Origin of the sequence: Nocardia sp. NPDC058480 (assembly GCF_042720495.1) — a bacterium.
Classification (GTDB): Bacteria; Actinomycetota; Actinomycetes; order Mycobacteriales; family Mycobacteriaceae; genus Nocardia.
This window is the reverse complement of the sequence record NZ_JBHXMN010000012.1, coordinates 77363-97164: the sequence shown is the minus strand read 5'-3', so window position 1 is coordinate 97164 and position 19802 is coordinate 77363. Positions and strand designations below refer to the sequence as shown.

The 19802-nt window shown below is 68.3% G+C and carries 10 protein-coding genes, 1 tRNA gene and 3 pseudogenes; 7 read left to right on the top strand and 7 right to left on the bottom strand.

Going from position 1 to position 19802, the window contains the following annotated elements; translation table 11 throughout:
• Window positions 1–3: 3 nt before the first annotated feature.
• Complete coding sequence (locus ACFWO8_RS24890) at window positions 4–9327, bottom strand: fatty acid synthase subunit beta domain-containing protein (RefSeq protein ID WP_378963465.1); 9324 nt, start codon at window positions 9325–9327, stop codon at window positions 4–6.
• Window positions 9328–9700: 373 nt separating this feature from the next.
• On the opposite strand from ACFWO8_RS24890, the gene ACFWO8_RS24885 reads away from it, so the two are divergent.
• Window positions 9701–9782: transfer RNA gene (locus ACFWO8_RS24885), tRNA-Leu, on the top strand.
• A 483-nt stretch (window positions 9783–10265) separates the two neighbouring features.
• Here the strand turns inward: ACFWO8_RS24885 and ACFWO8_RS24880 are convergent.
• Window positions 10266–10733 carry a MarR family winged helix-turn-helix transcriptional regulator gene (locus ACFWO8_RS24880; RefSeq protein ID WP_378963463.1) on the bottom strand — a complete coding sequence of 156 codons (468 nt, stop codon included), beginning with the start codon at window positions 10731–10733 and terminating at the stop codon, window positions 10266–10268.
• Window positions 10734–10798: 65 nt separating this feature from the next.
• On the opposite strand from ACFWO8_RS24880, the gene ACFWO8_RS24875 reads away from it, so the two are divergent.
• A complete protein-coding gene (locus ACFWO8_RS24875; RefSeq protein WP_378963462.1) occupies window positions 10799–11458 on the top strand; it encodes a class I SAM-dependent methyltransferase in 660 nt (219 codons plus the stop codon).
• Between the two features lie 152 nt (window positions 11459–11610).
• On the opposite strand, the gene ACFWO8_RS24870 is transcribed toward ACFWO8_RS24875, so the two are convergent.
• Window positions 11611–12282, bottom strand: coding sequence for an ArsR/SmtB family transcription factor (locus ACFWO8_RS24870; RefSeq protein WP_378963461.1), 672 nt, complete (start codon window positions 12280–12282; stop codon window positions 11611–11613).
• A 173-nt stretch (window positions 12283–12455) separates the two neighbouring features.
• Between ACFWO8_RS24870 and ACFWO8_RS24865 the strand changes: the two genes are divergently transcribed.
• From ACFWO8_RS24865 to ACFWO8_RS24850, 4 genes are all read left to right on the top strand, one after another.
• Entirely contained in the window at window positions 12456–13820 is a 1365-nt protein-coding gene (locus ACFWO8_RS24865) for a rhodanese-like domain-containing protein (RefSeq protein ID WP_378963460.1), read from the top strand.
• On the top strand, window positions 13817–15091 hold the full coding sequence (locus tag ACFWO8_RS24860) for an MFS transporter (protein ID WP_378963459.1): 1275 nt from the start codon (window positions 13817–13819) through the stop codon (window positions 15089–15091). The genes ACFWO8_RS24865 and ACFWO8_RS24860 overlap by 4 nt, the downstream gene beginning before the upstream one ends.
• 69 nt (window positions 15092–15160) lie before the next feature.
• Window positions 15161–15496 (top strand): ArsR/SmtB family transcription factor, encoded by a 336-nt coding sequence (locus ACFWO8_RS24855; protein ID WP_378963458.1) that lies wholly within the window; start codon window positions 15161–15163, stop codon window positions 15494–15496.
• A 47-nt stretch (window positions 15497–15543) separates the two neighbouring features.
• On the top strand, window positions 15544–15978 hold the full coding sequence (locus ACFWO8_RS24850; protein ID WP_378963457.1) for an SRPBCC family protein: 435 nt from the start codon (window positions 15544–15546) through the stop codon (window positions 15976–15978).
• Window positions 15979–16033: 55 nt separating this feature from the next.
• Here the strand turns inward: ACFWO8_RS24850 and ACFWO8_RS24845 are convergent.
• Window positions 16034–17248 (bottom strand): annotated as a pseudogene (locus ACFWO8_RS24845) (EF-Tu/IF-2/RF-3 family GTPase); the annotation flags it as partial.
• Window positions 17245–17406: pseudogene (locus ACFWO8_RS24840) on the bottom strand (MerR family DNA-binding transcriptional regulator); the annotation flags it as partial. The pseudogenes ACFWO8_RS24845 and ACFWO8_RS24840, both read right to left, overlap by 4 nt.
• A 166-nt stretch (window positions 17407–17572) precedes the next feature.
• On the opposite strand from ACFWO8_RS24840, the pseudogene ACFWO8_RS24835 reads away from it, so the two are divergent.
• Window positions 17573–18496 (top strand): annotated as a pseudogene (locus tag ACFWO8_RS24835) (alpha/beta hydrolase family protein); the annotation flags it as partial.
• Window positions 18497–18645: 149 nt separating this feature from the next.
• Here ACFWO8_RS24835 and ACFWO8_RS24830 read toward each other — a convergent pair.
• Together ACFWO8_RS24830 and ACFWO8_RS24825 are read right to left on the bottom strand one after the other, a co-directional pair.
• Window positions 18646–18843 carry a DUF1918 domain-containing protein gene (locus ACFWO8_RS24830; protein ID WP_378963456.1) on the bottom strand — a complete coding sequence of 66 codons (198 nt, stop codon included), beginning with the start codon at window positions 18841–18843 and terminating at the stop codon, window positions 18646–18648.
• Window positions 18844–19022: 179 nt separating this feature from the next.
• Window positions 19023–19691, bottom strand: coding sequence for a DsbA family protein (locus ACFWO8_RS24825; protein WP_378963455.1), 669 nt, complete (start codon window positions 19689–19691; stop codon window positions 19023–19025).
• Window positions 19692–19802: the final 111 nt, after the last annotated feature.

Here is a 19802-nt window from a genome sequence, read left to right as displayed (position 1 = left end):
AGCCTACGACGCTTCGGTCGGCTGCGGAGCGATTTGCCCAGTGCCGCAACCCCATCCGTTCGCACTGTAGACACCGTCGCTGTCCAGGCGGGCCTGCGGCGAGAGCAGCATGTCGGCCTCGAGCTGACGAATCTGCTTGGCCGGCGTGCCGTCCGCGCCCAGCCGGCGATCGGCGGGCTTCTCGTACAGTGCCGACCCGCCGCACATGGCCTCGGCGAACCGCTGCCTGCCCGCGAGCTGACGCGTCTGCGCCCGCTCCTGGTACTCGGCCCGTGCGGCCGGTTCGATCGCGGCCAGGAACGCCTGCGGATGGACCACCGCGAGCAGGCCGGACACGTGACCGAAGCCGAGCGAGGTCACCAGGCCCGCCTTCAGCGCGAACTTCTCACCGAAGCGCAGTGGCTCGCGCGCCCACACCAGGTGCGGGAAGCCTGCCATCTTCTCGTCGACACAGTCCAGGCTCCGGTTCGGCGGCACCACACCGTTTTCCAGCACCTGGCACAGGCCGATGAGCTGGAACGCCGCCGCGCCGCCCTTCGCATGGCCGGTGAGGCTCTTCTGCGAGACCACGAACAGCGGTGCGCCGTCGGTGCGACCCAGCGCGCCCGCGAGCCGCTCGTGCAGCTCCGACTCGTTGGGGTCGTTGGCCGCGGTGGAGGTGTCGTGCTTGGAGATCACCGCGATGTCGTCGGGGGTCACGCCGAGCTTGCGCAGTTCGGCCGCCAGTCGCGACTCGCTGCCGCCCCGCCCCGCACCCAGCGCGCCGAGACCCGGCGCCGGGATGGAGGTGTGCACGCCGTCGGCGAAGGACTGAGCGAAGGCGACGACGCCGAGCACCGGCAGACCCATCTCCACCGCCACATCACCGCGGGCCAGCAGCACGGTGCCGCCACCCTGCGATTCGACGAACCCGCCGCGGCGACGATCGTTGGCGCGGGAGAAGTAGCGGTCGCTGATTCCCTTGGCGCGCATGCTCGCCGAGTCGGCGGTGGCCGACATGTCACCGAAGCCGACGATGCCTTCGATCCCCAGGTCGTCGAAACCACCGGCGACCACGACCTCGGCCTTACCGAGCCGGATCTTGTCGACGCCTTCTTCCACCGACACCGCCGCCGTGGCGCACGCCGCGACCGGGTGCACCATGGCGCCGTAGCTGCCCACGTAGGACTGCACCACGTGCGCCAGGGCGACGTTGGGCAGTGCCTCCTGCAGGATGTCGTTCGGGCGCGGTTCGCCGAGCAGGTTGTCGACGTAGAGCGAGCGCATCGAGGACATGCCGCCCATACCGGTGCCTTGGGTGTTGGCCACCAGGCTGGGGTGTACCCAGCTCATCAGCTCGTCGGGGCTGAAGCCCGCGCCGACGAACGCATCGACGGTGCAGACGATGTTCCACAGCGCGACCCGGTCGATCGAGGCGGCCATATCGGCCGAGACGCCCCAGATGGTGGGATCCCAGCCGGTCGGGATCTGGCCACCGACCACGCGTGACAGCTTCGCCTTGCGCGGCACCCGGATCTCGGTGCCCGCCTGACGAGTCACGGTCCAGTCGCCCGAACCTTCGACCGGGCTGATCACGGTGTGCTCGGGATCAGCGGTGGCGAATGCCCGCGCCTCGGCCTCGCTGGCGACCGTGAACGACAGGTCCTGATCGAGGAACACCGAGGTGAGCAGCGGGGCCGCGTTGTCGAGCATGGCGCCGTCGTCTTCGTAGCGGCGCACACCGCAGCGTTCGACGACGGTGTCGTGATAACGCTGCGCCACTTCGGCTTCCGGTACCAAGTCGCCGGACTCGGTGTCGTACCAGCCGGGCTTGGGATCGTTCTCCCAGCGGATCAGACCGGTCGTCCACGCCAGCTCGAGCACGCCGGCGGCCGAGAGCTGGTCTTCGACCTCCATCTCGAAGCGAGTCCGCGAGGAGCCGTACGGGCCGAGCTCGCCGGCACCGACGATGACGACCATGTCGCTGAGGTCAGCGGTGACCGGAGCCCAATCGGGCACGGGCAGCGCGGAACTCAGGGTCGGCGGCGCGGGCAGTGCGGCGATGGTCGCGGTGGTGGCGGCTTCTTCGATCTTCTCGGCCGCGGCCTCCTGCGCCTGCTTGGCGAGCGCGGGCAGGTCGAGCTTGGCGCGGGCCAGGCCACCGGTGAGGTCGATCTGCTGCGGGGCGGTGATCGTCACCTGACGAGCGCGCGAGGTGCACCACTTGAGCAGTTCGTCGGCCATCTCGGCGGTCGACCAGGTCTGCACGCCCGCCTTCTCGACGGCCTCGACCATGGGGTCGTTGTGACCCATCAGCCCGGTGCCGCGCACCCAGCCGATCAGCGCGTGCACCAGCGTCACCCGTGCGGCCCAGGACTTCTCGGCCTTCCATTTCAAGACCACCGCGTCGAGCGCGGCCTTGGCTTCGCCGTAGGCGCCGTCGCCGCCGAAGAGGCCACGGTTAGGCGAACCCGGCAGCACCACATGCAGTTTCGCGTCGACGTCGTGGTCGGCGCCGAGGGCGGACAGGCCGCCGATCAGCCGTTCCACCGACCAGAGCAGCACGCGCATTTCCATTTCGGCGCGGGCGCCCGCGTCGGCGAGGTCACCGGCGACGCGCGGTGCCGCGAACGGCAGCAGCATCGTCGGGGTCATGGCGTCCTTGACCTTGATCTTGGCGCCGCCCGCGTTGTCGACCTGTTCGGTGCCGACCCACTCGATCAGCGCGTCGAGGTCCTGATAGGAGGCCATATTGGCCGGGACCACCCACAGTGCCGCACCGTGGCGGGCGTTGTCGCGGTAGAGCGAGCGGTAGAACCGCAGCCGCTCGTCGTTGAGGCCCGACGTGGTGACCACTACGGTCGCGCCGCCGGACAGGAGCTTGCCGGTGACCGCTGCCGCGATGGAACCCTTACTGGCACCGGTGATCACGGCGAGGTCTTCGGACCACAGGCCCGGCTCGGTGGTGTCGAGCGCGGTCTTCGCGATCTGCGCGTACACCCCGGCCAGCACCGAACGGGCCTCGTGCATGGCCCGCTGTCGCCACCAGTTCGCCTGGGCGGCAACAGCTTCACCGGCACCGGCGAAACCGTCGATCGACTGCTCCGCGGTGGTGGCATCGTCGCCGAGCCACATCTTCGCGAGGTCTTCGCGGGCGGTGGCCCAGCGGTCGTCGATGAGGACGGCCTTGCGGGCATCGAACGCGGGAGCGACCAAACGCGGCCAGTCCGAACCCAATTCGGCCGAGACGAGGTCCGCGAGAGTATCGGGAGTCGCCTCGGGTGCGCTGATCTTCTCGCTGAGGCCGAGCTGTTCGAGCACGACCCGGGCCGCGGTGGCGAGCACGCCGTCGCGTCCGGTGATCTGCTCGGTGAACTCGCCCAGCGCCGCCGCGTCGACGGTGCCGCCTGCCGCGCCACCCGCCGAGGGCATCGAGACCGCGACACCGCGTCGTGCGGCCACGGCCTGCACGGCCGCGTCGATGGCCGCGTCTACCGACGCCGCGTCGCTGAGCGCACCACCGGCGAGACCGCCGAGGTCGCCGCCGCGCACGCTGGCACCTTCACGGGTACCGAGGGAAACCTCCGCGGTGACGTGGCTGGCCCAGCCGTCGCCGAGTTCCCAGACCTTCTTGACCCGGTCGGCGATGGCGGCGGGCCGCTTGCCCGACGGGCCGAAGACCTTGCGCAGGTGATCGCCGATGGCGTCGGTGAGCACGGTGCCGAAGGGCTTGTAGGTGCGGGCCAGGCGCTCGACGGTGGCCGCCAGTGCGCCCATGTCGGCGTCGGCGGCGCCGTCGATGGCACCGAGGGAGAGTTCGGCGCCGAGGTCGACGAGCAGCTGATTGCGCCGCGAGGAGACACCGTCGCAGAGGCCTTCGATGGTGTCGACCGGGCCGATCTGGTCCATGCGCAGCTTGGTCCACAGCGCGATGAGCACGCGGGTGGCGTCGGCGGCGCTGAAGGCGATGTCGTCGGGGCGCGGGCCGCCGGTGGAGACCGGAGCGGCGGCAGCGACAGGTGCCGCGGCGGGCGCGGCCGTGGCCTCGGCGGGGGTGTCGTCGATGTCCTCGACCGGCGCCGGATCGGTGTCGGTGGAGTAGACGACGGCCGCTTCACGTTCGACGTTGACGACCTCGACGGTCGCCCCGCCGAACGCGGGCAGCTTCAGCGTCTGCGAGGCCAGGTTCGCCACGGTCGGGGTGGCGCCGAGGCCGATCTCGACGAACCGTTCCACACCGAGACCACCGTGCGCGGTGTCGGTGAACAGCAGGTCCTGGGTCTCGATCCAGCGCACCGGGCTGGCGAACTGCCACGCCAGCAGCTCGATCAGCACCACGCGGCACAGCTCGGCATCGCGCTGCGCCCAGCTGTCGAAGTCGGCCAGCACGGCCACCAGAGGCTCCGACGGCACGAGTTCGGCGATCTCGGTGAGGAACGCGCGGTCGAGCGAGAACGGCCGGGGTACCAGGTTCGGAATGTAGCGTCCGACCAGGACTTCCGGGTGAACTTCGGCGGGCAGCAACTGCTCGAGCTTGTGCCGGAACTCCGGCACGCCGTCGCGCAGCACCGAGGAGTGGAACGGCACGTCGATGCCGGGCACCACGATGAAGGCCCGCTTGCCACCGAATTCCGCACGGCGGCGGTCGATTTCGGTTTCGAGCGCCTCGAGCCCGGCGACCGTGCCCGCGATGGCGTACTGGGAGCCGCGCAGGTTCAGGTTCACCACCTCGAGGAATTCACCGGTCGCCGCGCCGATGCCATTGACGAAGTCGATCACCTCGGTGTCGGGCAGCCCGATCTGCGACGGGCGGATGGCAGCCATCCGATAGTCGCTGCGGCCCTGCGCATCACGCGGCACCAGTTCATGCATGGCCGAGCCACGCTGGAACACCACCTCCAGCACGGCCTCCAGCGGCAGCACACCGGCGACGGCGGCGAGGGCGTTGTACTCACCGACCGAGTGACCGGCCAGCATCGCGCCTTCGACGAACGCGCCCGCTTCGCGCAGCTCGGCGACCTGGGCCACGCCGAGGGTGGCCATGGCGACCTGGGTGAACTGGGTCAGGTGCAGCACGCCGTCCGGGTGCCGGTGTTCGACACCGCGCGCCTTGAGGTAGGTCGGGTTGTCGCGCACCACCGCCAGGATCGAGAACCCGAGGGCTTCGCGGGTGTGCGTGTCGGCACGCTCCCACACCCGCTTGGCAGCCTTCGAACGGGTCAGCGCGTCCAGGCCCATCCCCTTGCGCTGGATGCCCTGACCCGGGAAGGCGTACACGGTCTTCGGGGCGGCGGTGCGCCCGGTCGCGGTCATGACCAGGTCACCGTCGACGCGGCAGGAGACCTCGATGATCTCGGCGCCCGCGTCCACCGCGATCCGCTCCACCCGCACGTCCACGGTCGCGCCGGGGCGCACCATGCCGAGGAACCGGGTGGTCCATGCGGTGAGAGTGCGTGCGGGAACGGAGCTTTCGGGATCCACCGCGACTACCGCGTGCTGGGCGGCGGCCGAGAGCCACATGCCGTGCACGATCGGGCTACCGAGGCCGGCCAGCTTGGCGGCGGCGTCGGAGGTGTGGATCGGGTTGTGGTCGCCGGAGACCGCGGCGAAGGCGTGCATGGCGCGCGGGGCGGCCATGCTGACATCGCGGCGACGGCGGCGCGGGGTGTCGGTCGCGCCGTCGGAGACCGCACCGGCCGCGCGCGGCGGATCGGTGAGCTCGCCCGCGCCGTTGCGGCCGCGGATGGCGAACCGTTCGACGAGACGAGCCAGCGGGGTGGCGTCGAGTCCCTGATCGAGGATCAGCCCGACGTGCACCTCGACCTCGACCACGCGGCCCATGTCGGTATCGACCACCGCGCCGCCCTCGGCACGGACGACGAGAATGCTCGTCTCCGAAGGCAGTTCGCTGAGCAGGTCGATCTGATGGTCCAGGTGGACCAGGTCGAGCATGCCCTCGATGACAGAACCACCCACCGGGGTGCGGGCCGCGCCGAGCACCGCGAACACCGCGGGCCAGCAGGCACCGACCAGCACGTCAGGAGCGGTACGGCCGAGGGTGCTGAGCGTGTCGGGCAGGCCAGAGCCGGTGACACCGGCGTGGTCGGCGATCAGATCCGGCATCCAGGCCAGGTTGAGGTGTGCCACACCGGCTTTCACCTCGGGCAGCGACTTCCCGGCGGCGACGCCGAGCAGTGCCGACATCGCGGTTTCGGCATCCGCCTCGGTGATCACCGGCGCGCCACCGGAATACACGCTCGCGGGCACGGTGATGCGAATCCGGACGTTGTCGCGGGCGAGCGGCACCGTCAGCTCCACATAGCCGAATTCGGCTTCGGGACCGGTGGTTTCGGTCAGGGTGGCACCGGTGCTGTGATGCACCGCGCTCCCCTGCTCGATGGTCCACTCCGAGATCTCGCCGAGGCGGTGCACCGGGTTGACGGTGGTGCGCCCGGCCCACTGCACGTCAGGGGCGGCGAGCACGGTGTCGATCGGACCCGCCACCACGCCCGCGACGCGACGCGCGTCCACTGCCTCTGGCACGACTCCGGCCCGGACCAGGCTGTACGCGGTGTCCTGTTCGAACCGGTCGAGCAGCTCGCCGACCGGCTCGTCCACGCGGGTGATACCGGCGACGGCGACGGTGCCGGGAATGACGCACACCTGATCGGCCGAGTAGCGCGGATCATGGGCCTGCCACAGCGAATCCGAACGCCACCAGCGCCGCACATCGGCGTCGACGACAGGCACGAAGTTCACCGGCTTGCCCGGTGTCTTGCACAGCGAGACGAAGAACGGCACGTCGGCCGGGTGCAGCACGGCGTCGGCGACGCTCGGGTACTGCTTCTTCAGCGCGCACAGCGCCTGCACCGGGTGCTCGAAGGCTTCGTCGTCGGCGAACAGGGTTTCGATCTCGCCGCTGTCGGCCGGGTTGAGCCGGGATTCGGTGCGGCGCATCATCTCCGCGAACCGGTCGCGCCAGCTGATGTCGAGCCAGTCCGAGCGGGTGGCGTCGCGGATCGCGTCACCGATATCGCTGCCGCAATCGAACGAGATCGGCACGTCACTCGTCACGGCAAGGGAGACATAGCGTTCCAGCCACTGCTGGTAGGTCATGGTGGCGACGTCGCCGAAGTAGGGCTTGGCGGTGGCGTCGAGCGCCGCGATGATCTCGGCGCGACGACTCGCCACGGCGTCGGCATCGCCTGCGACCTCGTCGAGCAGGCGGCCGGTGCGCGAGGCGGCATTGTCGATCTCGTGGATATCGGCGCCCAATTGGCTTCGCCCGGACGCCATTCCGCCACTCGCGGTACCCGCACCGACCCAGTCGGGGGTGCCGGGTGTATCGACGAGCAGCTGCTTCACCTCGGGCGCGGTGGTCGCTTCGAGGGTGGCCATGGCCGCGGTGCCGACGAGCACACCGTCCAGTGGCATGAGCGGGTAGCCGTAGCCGGTGGACCAGGTGCCGGTGAGGTAGTCGGTGGCGCGCTCGGGGGTGCCGATGCCGCCACCGACGCAGATCACCACGTTGGCGTGGCCGCGCAGCTGGGCGTAGGTGGCCAGCAGCAGGTCGTCGAGGTCTTCCCAGGAGTGGTGCCCGCCGGCCTTGCCGCCTTCGATGTGCATGATCACCGGGTAGTCCGGCACCGCGTCGGCGATGCGCAGGACGGCCTTGATCTGGGCGACGGTGCCCGGCTTGAACGCGACGTGGCTGATGCCGGCCTCGGACAGCTCACCGATCAGCGCGACGGCTTCATCGAGTTCGGGGATACCCGCGGTGACGATCACGCCGTCGATCGGCGCACCCGCCGCCCGCGCCTTCTGCACCAGACGCTTGCCGCCGAGCTGCAACTTCCACAGGTAGGGGTCGAGGAACAGCGAGTTGAACTGCACCGCGCGACCCGGCTGCAGCAGCTGGCGCAGCTCGGTCATCCGGTCGGCGAAGATCTGCTCGGTCACCTGTCCGCCACCGGCCAGCTCGGCCCAGTGCCCCGCATTGGCCGCGGCCGCAACGATTTTCGCGTCGACGGTGGTCGGGGTCATGCCCGCCAGCAGGATCGGCGAGCGGCCGGTGAGCTTGGTGAAGGAGGTCTCGACGACGATGCGGCCGTTGGGCAGGCGCACCGGCTTCGGCGCGAACGCCGACCACGGCGTCGACGGCTCCGGCGCGGCACCCGGCGTGAGCAGGCTGCGCTGACCGGCGCGGGTGGCGGCGGCGATCACGCCGACACCGGTGCCCTTGAGCGATCCGCCGGTCACCCGCGAGAGCAGGTCGCCGGGGCCGAGGTCGAGGATCCACTGCGCGCCCGCGTCGACCACGGCGTCGACGGTGGCGACCCAGTCGATCGGGTCGACGAGGACCTGCTGGGTCAGGGCGGCGGCGAGGTCGGCGTCGATCTCGCACTGCCGGGCCCAGCCCGCGACCAGTTCGACGGTCTCGGCCAGCGCCGGGTGATGGAAGGCGACGTCGACGGAGATGTCCTCGAACACGGGCGCGAATACCGCGCCACCGCGGGCCTTGCTCTCGCGCTCACGGGTCTGCTCGTCGTGCAGCTGCGCGCAACGCGTGCGCACCCGATCGATCTGCGCGGGCGCACCCGAGAGCACAACGCGCCGACGTCCGTTGCGGATCGACACGACCGCGGCGGTCGCGGGATCAACGCCTTCGGCGACCTCGGTGACAATCGCCCGCAGCTGTTCGGGATCCACATTCGACACCGCGACCATCGGCGAGCGCTCGCCCACCGGCATCAGTCCACGCCTGCGCGCGACGAGCCCGGCGGCCGCACCGACGAGCTGGGCGATGGCCAGCAGCTCCGCGTCACGCGTGCCGCCCGCTTCGACCGCCGCGGCGGCGAACAGTCCCTGCGAATGTCCGACGATCGCGACGGGCGCGTGCTCGGCCAGGTCGAGACCCTGCAAGCGCAACGCCCTGGTCGCGGCGAGCTGGGCCAGCAGCACACCCGGCATGGAAACGGCCACCGACCGCAGCACCGAGTCCGCGGGCGCCGAGGAGGGCTCCTCCGGCTCGTCGAGCTCGCTCTCGAGCACCCAGCCCATCGGATCGAAACCACCGGGGCGCACCACCAGCAACTGCGTCGCAACCGGCTCGATCAGCGCGGACGCGTCATTGACCAGCGCGGTCAGCTCGGGCTCCAGCGCGCTGTCGCGCCCGATCTCCTCGAGCTCGCGCAGCCACTGCGCACCCTGTCCACCGAACGCCAACGCGTATCCAGCCCCGTTGCGCAGCTGCTCCAGCAGCGCCGCGCGCGCACCCCTCGCCGGGCCACGACCATTCGTCTTCGTGGTCGCTTCCGTGCCGATTTCGGTGCTCTCGTTGATCGTCAAGACGCTCGACTTCCTTCTCCTGGCGTGTCGCCCACCGACGGCACGCACACGTTTCCGGCAGCCCCTCGGGCCTGTTGAGAGCCACAATCGCACAAAATCATGAGGAAAGCCTCACGTTTCCGGTCCAGCCAAGTGCTACCGCCCAGTATTTCCGTACGCCCGTACCAAAATCATCTGAAACATGATGGATCCTCATGTTTGAACGCGCAGGTCCGGCCTGTTACTCGGATTCTCAAACATGAGTGCCCCTCATATTGAGGTTTACCGAATCGTTATAACCCCAGGTCGTGTTACCCACGAGTACGCCACGCCGCCCCAAGGCTTCGCTCAGCCCGATTCGCCCGGTAGAGTTTGGACGGTCGTACACATCCAAGCGCGAGTGGCGAAATTGGCAGACGCGCCAGATTTAGGTTCTGGTGTCCACGGACGTAGGGGTTCAAGTCCCCTCTCGCGCACAGATTTGTGGCCTTCGGGCCAGATCAAGGCTTCTGCGTGTTCGAGTGCACTCGCACACTCAGGAGAGCCCCTTGTATGACCGCGACCTGCGTAAACAGGTTTCACCGGTGGCAGCTGTGCCACGCTTCGGTGATGATCGATGTTCCTCGAAGCTGGCTTGTAGGCTCGATTTTCGAGCGCGAGTAGCGCTCGCGCACCAGCGGGTGTCGAGTGCCCGTGTAGACACACAAATTCGGCAACATAAGCGCCTGACCTGCGCGAATATGATTCACAGGGTGGCAGCTGTGCCACTTTTGATCATCTACGCCGAAGCCCAAATGCACGAAGTCGCGGCCGCCACGGCCCGGAGCCGCACGTCTCACCATCTGTACCCCCACAGCTCACACGAGGCCAGACGACCCAGGCGTTGCGAATCGCCGACTTCCCGATCAGGGCGCCGGGTTCGGCGTACACCCGAAGTCATCCGCCCGATCAGCGACGAGTCAGCATGCGGGCGCGATGCCGCGGAGCCGGTCGACAACGATGTCCAAGGTCTGGAAGAAGTTCTGGACCTGATCTCGGGTGAGCCCTTCGAGAAGTGCCGCGGCCATCTCGCTACGTTGTGTTCGTAGCGTCTCGGTGAACGTCGCGCCATGTTCGGTGAGTGTCACCAGCGTGGCACGGCGGTCGGTTGGGTGTGGTCGTCGTTCGACGTAGCCGTCGTCGGCGAGTCCGTCGAGCAGTCCGGTGACGTTGCGAGGGGTGACCTCGAGGAGATCGGCGAGAGCGCGTTGGGTGAGCGGCCCGTGGTGGTGCAGCCGCCACAGCAGTCGTGCGCGGGCCTGGGTGAGTCCGCGCTCGGCCATGCCGCGTTCCATCATCGCTCCGAGGACCTCGGTCAGTTCGAACAGTTTGTCCGTCGCGGCACTAGCGGTGCTGCGCCCATCGGCATTATCGTGAAGTGACTTCACTATGTATCGACCTCCTTACTTGCAGTGTAGCGAGGCGATGCCGAACAGTTAGGCGGTGAGGTGCCATGCCGCAGCGATGGAAGAGTCGTCCGGTCTTCGCCCGGTTCTATGCGAGCCTGGCCGGCCCCGGCCTGGAGCGGGCCGGGGTGAGTCGATATCGCCACCGACTCACTGAGGGGTTGGTCGGTGACGTCCTCGAGGTGGGCGCCGGTCCGGGCGCGAACTTCGAGTTCTACCCGCCGACGGTGACCCGGTTGGTGGCCATCGAGCCGGAACCGCTGCTGCGCCGCGAGGCTGAACGCGCCGCAGCGGCAGTACCGATCACGGTCGAGGTGATCGAATCGGACGCCGAACACATTGCGGCTGAAGATGGTTCGTTCGACGCGGTCGTAGTGAGCCTAGTGTTGTGCTCGGTGCCAGACCAGCGCGCCGCACTGACCGAGATCGTGCGAGTCCTCAAACCGGGCGGAGTCCTGCGGTTCTTCGAGCACGTCCGATCCGAGTCGGCGCGGATGAGGCGAGCGCAACGAGGCGTCGACGCCACGGTTTGGCCACTGCTGAACGGAGGCTGCCACACCGGGCGCGACACTCTGCGCGCGTTCGCCGATGCGGGGTTCATCCTCACCGACTACGAGCGAGTCCGATTCCCCGACACAGCTTTCCCTTTCCCGGCGGCCGAACACATCCTCGGCACCGCCCTAACACCCGATCGGCGAGCGTCATGAATCAACCCGTCATCCCCACGGCCAGGTCGACGTCGTCGTCCCACTGGCCGCGATCGCTGCCGGGGTGAGCGCGCCGCAGCTGATTCGCGCCGCCATGCGGCTGCGCCGAGCTCGGCGGCGCTGAATTCCAATGCCAGTGCAACGCGGTGGCGTCAGGCGGGCGTGGTGGCGAGGGGCAATTCGGCCAGGCGCCATTCGAGCATGCCGTCGTGGAGGCGGATCGCACGACGACCGTGGTCGGTGAGCAGCCGCACGGCGTCGTAGGCCAGCACGCAGTACTCGCCGCGGCAGTAGACGACGATCTCGCTGTCGGCGGGGAGTTCGGCGATGCGGTCGGCGAGCTGGTCGACGGGGATGTTGACCGCGGCGGGGATATGGGCGGCCTGATACTCCGGTGCGGGGCGCACATCCAGGACGACTATCTGTCCGGCCTCGGCGCGGGCCAGTAGTTCCTCGCGGGTCATCTCCTGGCCGTCGGCGGGGCCCAGATAGTTATCGCGGGCTGGTGTCACGGCAGGCTGGTGGGCTTCGGCGACTTTGCGTAGCAACGCGAACAGTTGTGCCACGTCCTCGCCGGCGAGGCGGTAGTGGATCCGCACGCCCTCACGGCGGGTGGCGACGAATCCGGCCTGCTTGAGTGTCTGCAAGTGCGCCGACGCGGTCGTGAGGTTCAACCCGGCGGCAGCGGCGAGGGACTCGACGGTCCGCTCACCTTGGGCGAGTAGATCCAGCAGTTCGAGACGTTTGCCGCTGGCGAGAGCTTTGCCGCTGGCAGCGAACGCCTCGTACAGTGCCGCCTTCGCGGCGAATCGGTCACCACTCACGACTCCTCCAATCATCTTTGGAATAGCGTACCCGCCAGCAGAGAAGCGGTGGTTTCGCCGCCGGCTGCGGACCGTGCGGTTGTCTTCCATGAAAACATGGAATAGTCTCATAGTATTCCATGGTTGATTGGAATATTGTCCGTGGCTGAACCCGTCGACCCAGGAGTTGCGCGATGCCGACCGACTTCACCCTCATCCCTGTCATCGACGAGGGACTGGGCAACTCGACCTACCTGCTCGACCTCGGCGACGGGCGCGCGCTGGTCCTTGACCCCGAACGCGACGTCCGCGAAGTTCGCACCGAAGCGCAGCGCCGTGGTCTACAGATCGCCTTCGCGGTGGAAACCCACCTGCACGCCGACTTCATCTCGGGCGTGCGGGAACTCGCGGAAACCGACGGCGCGACCGTCATCGCCCCCGACGTCGGCCCCCGCGGGTTCGCGGTGACCGCACTCGGCGATGGAGAAAGCGTCACCATCGGAGAGTTCGTCCTCGAAGCGCTGGCCACCCCGGGGCATTCCCCTGAGCATCTGTCGTATCTGCTGCGCGAGGGTGACCAGCTCAAAGGCGTGTTCACCGGCGGCTCGCTGATGGTGGGGACCGCGGGGCGCACCGATCTGGTCAGCCCCGACCAGACCATCCCGCTCGCCCGAGCGCAATACCACTCGCTCCAGCGGCTGATGGAACTGCCCGACGACACCCCGGTCTGGCCCACCCACGGCGCAGGCTCGTTCTGCTCGGCAGCCACCGGCACCGAACGCGTCAGCACCATCGGCCGCGAGCGCGCGACCAATCCGCTGTTGCAGGTCGAAGGAGAGGATGCCTTCGTCGAGGCCTTGCTCGCTTCGCTCGGGTCCTTCCCCGACTACTTCCTGCGCCTGGGTGTGATCAACCATCAGGGCCCGGCTGTCCTGGGATCCACCCCGACCCTGGCACCGCTGACCAGCGAGGAGGTCGGCAAGCTGATCGCCGACGGCGCGCAGGTCGTCGATGCCCGCGCCGCAGCCGATTTCGCCGCAGGACACCTCCCTGGAGCGTTGTCGATCACCTTGCGGCCGGTGTTCGGGACGTGGCTGGGCTGGTTGGTCGATCCGGACCGGGCCGTGATCATCGTCCGCGACAGCTCCCAGGATCGTGTCGACATCGCCTGGGAGGCAGCCAAAGTCGGGTTCGACACTCTGGCCGGCGAACTCGACGGCGGGATGACCGCCTGGACCGGGCCGACCGACACGGGGGATCTGCTCGATGCCGACGACTTGGCCGTGCGCCCGGCGCCCACAGTGCTCGACATCCGCCAACGCGGCGAGTACACCGCCGGACACGTCCCCGCCGCCCACAACATCGAACTCGGCGCGCTCGCCACGCATCTGGTCGACGTCCCGGCCGGGCCGGTGGCAGTGATGTGCGGACACGGCGAACGCGCCATGACCGCGGCCAGCATCCTGGAACGCAGCGGCCGCACCGACATCCGAATCCTGGCAGGCTCACCGGCCGACTACGCCGCCGCGCTCGGTCAGGACCTGGCGGCCGGGGCATGAGCCTGCGCCCCAGCGCACGAACCCCGGTCCTGGGACTGCGGGAAAACGCCGCGCAGTTCGCCCTGCTGGTCGCGGTCAACGCCCTCGTCGGTGGCATGGTCGGCCAGCAGCAAACCGTGCTGCCGCTACTGGCCGAATCCGAATTCGGGCTCACCGGCTACACCTACATCTTCACCTACGTCGCCGCCTTCGGGATCACTAAAGCGATCGCGAACTACTTCGCAGGCACCTTCTCCGACCGCTACGGTCGCAAACCCGTTCTACTGATCGGCTGGCTGTTCGCGATCCCGGTGCCGCTGATGCTCATCGCCGCACCCAACTGGGGATGGGTCATCGCGGCCAACGTGCTCCTCGGCATCAACCAGGGCCTGACCTGGTCGACCACGGTCGTGATGAAGATCGACCTCGTCGGACCCACCCGGCGCGGCCTCGCGATGGGCCTCAACGAAGCCGCCGGATACGGCGCGGTCGCGATCAGTTCCCTGCTCGCGGGCTACCTCGCCGAACGCTACGGGTTGCGCCCGGCGCCGTTTCTACTCGGCCTCGCCTACGCCGCACTCGCACTGGCGATCTCAGGATTGTTCATCCGTGAAACCCGCGACTACGCCCGCCTAGAAGCCGCCGGACACACCCCGCGCGCCGACGGACTCCATGACCACCTCCACGCGGATCTGACCGATCGCCAGATCGCGGTGGCGACCAGCCTGACCGAACCCGCCCTGTCCTCGGCCAGCTACGCCGGGCTGGTCAACAACCTCAACTTCGGACTGTCGTGGGGGCTGTTCCCGCTGCTGTTCGCCACCGCCGACCTCACCGTCGGCCAGATCGGATTGTTGTTCGCCCTCTACCCCGGTGTGTGGGGCGCCGGTCAACTGATCACCGGGGCATTCTCGGACCGGTGGGGCCGCAAGCACCTCATCACCGGGGGTATGGCCCTGCAAGCCTGCGCGCTAGCGGTCATCGCCGCGTCCGACGGGTTCGCCGTATGGGCTGCGGGCGCGATCCTGCTCGGCGCTGGTACCGCGATGGTCTATCCCACGCTGCTCGCGGTGATCGGCGATGTCGCCCACCCGCTGTGGCGGGGGCGCGCGGTCGGGGTCTACCGCGTCTGGCGCGACCTCGGCTATGCCGTCGGCGCGATCCTGGGCGGCATCGTCGCCGACCTGCTCGGCCTGCACGCCGCGGTCTGGGCCGCCGCCGCTGTCAGCGCCGCCGCCGCGGTGGCAGTCGGTATCCGGATGTACGAAACCCACCCTCCGGCACATCGATAATCGGCCGGGTTGTTCCGGTATCGCCGCAAGGTCTTGCGCATCACCATACGAAAGCGCACACTTACGAAAGTGGAGGCTTTCAAAGATGTGGATCTGGCGACATTGGGCGACCCGACCCGCAAGGCGATCTTCGAACGTCTCGCCCGGCGACCCTCGTCGGTGGGCGAGCTCGCCGAATCATTGCCGATCACCCGCCAAGCGGTGTCACAGCATCTGCGTGTCCTCAAAGAAGGCGGTCTCGTCGTGGCGACCCCGGACGGCACCAAACGCATCTACCGCATCAACCCCGAAGGCCTCGCCGCGATCCAGGCCTACTTCCAGAACATCTGGGACGAGGCCTTGACCGCTTTTCAGAAGGCCGCCGACGCCGCGGCCACCGAACCCGAACAGGAGAATCGACCATGAGCACCACTGGATAACCGCCTGTCCTGGAAGGCAAAGCCACCGTCGCGATGAGCCCGGACCGCGCGTTCGCGTTCTTCACCGAATCCTTCGGCAGCTGGTGGCCTGCGGCCTACCACATCGGCAAAACCGAGATGGCCGACGCGATCCTCGAACCCGGCGAGGGCGGACGCTGGTACGAGCGCGGCATCGACGGCACCGAATGCGATTGGGGCCGGGTGCTGGTGTGGGAACCACCGCACCGGTTGTTGGTGACCTGGCAGATCAACGGGCGTTGGGAATACGACCCCGACCCGGCCCGCGCCAGCGAGATCGAGGTCCGCTTCACCGCCGAAGGACCCGAGCAGACCGCTGTCACCCTCGAACACCGCCACCTCGACCGGCTCGTCGACGGCAAGGCCATCCAGGACACCATCGTCGAACGCGGCGGCGGGTGGAGCACCCTGCTGGAACTGTTCGCCAAGACCGCGCAATCCCAGTCCTGACCGCCAGTCGGCATCCTCGGTGGCTGCAATTCGAATTCACCGAATGCCCGGCGATTCAGGCCGACGCCTCGGCGCCTTCCTTGCGTGCCCGCTCGGCGACGGCGGCCGGCATCGGCTCGTGCCGCAGATACCCGCGGGCGAACGACCCCGCCCCGTGGGTGAGCGATCGCAGGTCGATGACATACCTGCTCAGTTCGAGTTCGGGTACCTCGGCCCGGATATGGGTACAGCCGGTCTCGGCCGGTTCGGTGCCGAGAATGCGGCCGCGCCGAGTGGACAGGTCGCCGAGGACGGCGCCCAGATGGTCGTCGGGGACCGTGACCCGCACCGCGGCAACCGGTTCGAGCAGCAGGGTCCCGGACGTGTCCGCCGCGTCGCGAAGGGCCAGGGCACCCGCGGTCTGGAAGGCGGCGTCGGAGGAGTCCACCGAGTGCGCTTTCCCCTCCACCAGTGTCACCCGCACATCCACCAGCGGATATCCGGGAGTGACCCCGCGCGCGGCCTGCGCCCTTGCCCCTTTCTCCACCGATCCGATGAACTGCCGCGGCACTACCCCACCGACCACCCGGTCGACGAACTCGAATCCCGTCCCCGTCGGCAGCGGTTCCACCTGGATCTGGCACACCGCGTACTGCCCATGCCCGCCGGACTGCTTCACCAGCCTGCCGCGCCCCTCGGCCGCCGCGGCGAGCGTCTCTCGCAACGCCACCCGATACGGTTCCACGTCCACCCGCACGGCGAACCGCCCGCGCAACCGTTCCAGCGCGACATCCCGGTGGGCTTCCCCCAGACACCACAGCACCAGCTGATGGGTGTGTTCGTTGTGTTCCAGCCGCAGGGACGGATCCTCGGCGACGAGCCGGGTCAGGCTCTGCGAGAGCTTGTCCTCATCGGCCTTCCCCTGCGCCCGAATAGCCACGGGCAGCAGGGGTTCCGGCAGCTGCCACGGCTCGATGAGCAAGGGTTTCCCGGTGCCGGAGAGGGTGTCGCCGGTTTCCGCGTGGCCGAGTTTGCTGACGAACGCGATATCGCCGGCGACCGCCTCGGTCAGTGTCCGCTGTTGTTTCCCCAACGGCGCGGTGACCCCGCCGACCCGGTCGTCGGCATCGTGGGAGGGTCCGCAGACGCGGACGGTGTCCTCGCTGTGCAGCGTGCCGGAGAACACCCGCACCAGCGACACCCGTCCCACATACGGGTCGGACGAGGTCCGGATGACCTCCGCGGCGAGGTCCCCCGCCGGATCGCCGCGCAGTGTGGTGGGCGTGGCGCCGTCGCCTGCTGGATCAGAAGGACCTGGTCAACAGCGGTTTCAGGGTAGTGACGCTGGCCGCTGGGGCTCCGTTCGGCCTGGAGCAGGTGCTGCTGTTCGTAATACCGCAGGGCGCGGGCAGACACTCCGGTCCGGCGAGCGAGTTCTCCGATACGCATTCGAACCTTCGAGTGATCCGTGCCGCAACTACTTGCCCTTGACACCAACGTCAGGTTTTAGCGTAGTCGATGCGCCCCTCATCCAGGCAAGTCCTCGCAGTAGGGCGACCGCGCGCACAAACTCCGAGCCTCAACGGGCGTACGGAATCGTGCCCGAAAGGTTTACTCCCGCATGATCACTCACCCCACCCCGACACCGGTCGTCACAGTCAAACCACTAACTTTGCCTACACCCGGCCGCGGGGAGAACCTGCAGGTACGAGTCTCCGCACCAGTCACCGGCGCAGATCTGCCCGTCGTCCTGTTCGCTCACGGATTCGGCTCGAGCCTCGACGGCTACGCGCCGCTGGTCGATCACTGGAGCTCCCATGGCTTCGTCGTGGTCCAAGCCACGCACCTGGACTCGACGCGGATCACCCTCGCTACGAACGACCCACGCAAGCCACAACTGTGGCGCTACCGCGTGCAGGACATGAAACGAATTCTCGACGACCTCGGTGCGCTGGAAGCAGCAGTGCCCGGGTTGCGAGGCCGGGTCGACCGCGGCCGGATCGTCGCCGCAGGGCATTCCTTCGGCGGCCAGACCGCGGGAATCCTGGTGGGGTTGCGCGTCACCGATCCACAGACCGGCAGCGCCGAGGACCTGTCCGACCCGCGAATCATGGCCAGTATCCAACTGGCCACCGCGGGACACGGCGGTGCCGAACTCACACCCTTCGCTCACGAGCACCTTCCCTGGCTCCGCGCACAGGACTTCTCCCACATCACCGCCCCTGGATTAGTGGTCGCCGGCGACGACGACGACCTCCCCCTGTCCACTCGCGGACCTGCGTGGACAACCGACCCCTACACATTGAGCCGAGGGAACAAGAGCCTGCTCACCGTCTTCGGCGGCCAGCACTTCCTCGGCGGCATCTCCGGCGAGCATGTCACCGAGACCACCGACGAGAGCCCCGACCGGGTAGCGCTCGTCCAACAGGTCACCCTTGCCTACCTGCGCCACGTCACCGGCATCGACCACAGCGACTGGACCACAGCTCAGACCCTGCTCGCCGCACGACACCCGCTGGGACGGCTGGAATCCAAATAGCGCAATGCACACTGCTGGATACGTAACGAGGAGCCGGTCTGGAACAGCGTTTGCCGCGCCCACCGAGCCGGTCCAGCCGAGCGCCACCTCCTCGACGCGCGGCCTTGGTGAGAGCGTCTTGGCTAGCAGTCAGGTAGTGCGGCGGGCAGTCAGAGCTCCGATCCCTTGCGATGGTCCACAACGGAGTCCGGACCGGGGGACATGATGGACTCATGGCCGTTCTCGGCCCGGACCCGGTAGGGCGGCGTGCCGTTGGGGCCGAGCACTTCGACGATTTCGACAACGTGATCCTGCGCACCGACAACCCGGCCATGCGTGACCAGCCGGTCGCCCTTTGATGCCCGCATGAGTAGCCTCCTTGTCACCGTTCGCTGACCTTCCTGGTTCAACGGTACGGCTCTCAGCTTGTTGTTTCGCCGGTATCGACGGAGCTGTTCGGCGTCCAGGGACAGACTCCGCCCCGGCACGGTCTTGAAACGACTCGCACCGTGCAGCAGTCCCCGTCAACGACGATGAGGAAGCTCACCTACAGGACTGCATCCAGTGCCGCGGCGAGGTCTTGATAGTCGCGGGCGGTGACCTTCTCGCCATTGACGAAGAAGGTCGGTGTGCCCTGGACGCCGAGCGCCAGGCCGTCGTCGGAGTCCGACAGCACCCGGGCGGCGGTAGCCGGGTCGTTGTAAGCGGCGTCGAATGCGGCCATGTCCAAGCCCAGTTCGACGGCGAAGCCGCGGAACACCGCGTCTTGGGGAACCCGTTTCTCACCCCACCCGGCCTGAGTCTCATACATCCGCTGATACATCTGCTCGAAGCGTCCCTGACCCGCGGCAGCCTCGGCGGCACGGGCGGCGCGCTCAGAATTGAAGTGCGACGGAATCGGAAAGTACCGAACCACGAAGGTGACCCGGTCCCCGTAATCGGCACGCAACTGCTCCACGACCGGGAACATCGCCCGGCACGCCTCACATTCGAAGTCCAAGAACTCCACCAGCGTCACCCGCGACCCGGCCGGATCGGTGAGCCGGTGGCTGTCCGGGCGCACCACCACCGCTGATCCAACGGCCGATTCCGTGCTGCCAGCGACCCGGTCCTCACCACGGGCAGCGACCAATACGATCGCGCCGACGACGATGACCAACACCGCGGCCACGGTGGTGAGGATCCGGGTGCGGCGCGACGCCGAGCGCGCGGTCACCGATTCCAATTCCGTACAAACAGGACAAATCGGGAAGTGTTGACCATGGCCGCCATCGTAGCAACGGAGCCAGCCGCCGAATCCGGCGCAGATTCGACCTCGCATCCGGTA

Coding starts and splice junctions, on each gene's coding strand:
- ACFWO8_RS24875 (WP_378963462.1), top strand. CDS start 10,799: ATGCCGCAGCGATGGAAGAGTCGTCCGGTCTTCGCCCGGTTCTATGCG.
- ACFWO8_RS24865 (WP_378963460.1), top strand. CDS start 12,456: ATGCCGACCGACTTCACCCTCATCCCTGTCATCGACGAGGGACTGGGC.
- ACFWO8_RS24860 (WP_378963459.1), top strand. CDS start 13,817: ATGAGCCTGCGCCCCAGCGCACGAACCCCGGTCCTGGGACTGCGGGAA.
- ACFWO8_RS24850 (WP_378963457.1), top strand. CDS start 15,544: ATGAGCCCGGACCGCGCGTTCGCGTTCTTCACCGAATCCTTCGGCAGC.
- ACFWO8_RS24830 (WP_378963456.1), bottom strand. CDS start 18,843: ATGCGGGCATCAAAGGGCGACCGGCTGGTCACGCATGGCCGGGTTGTC.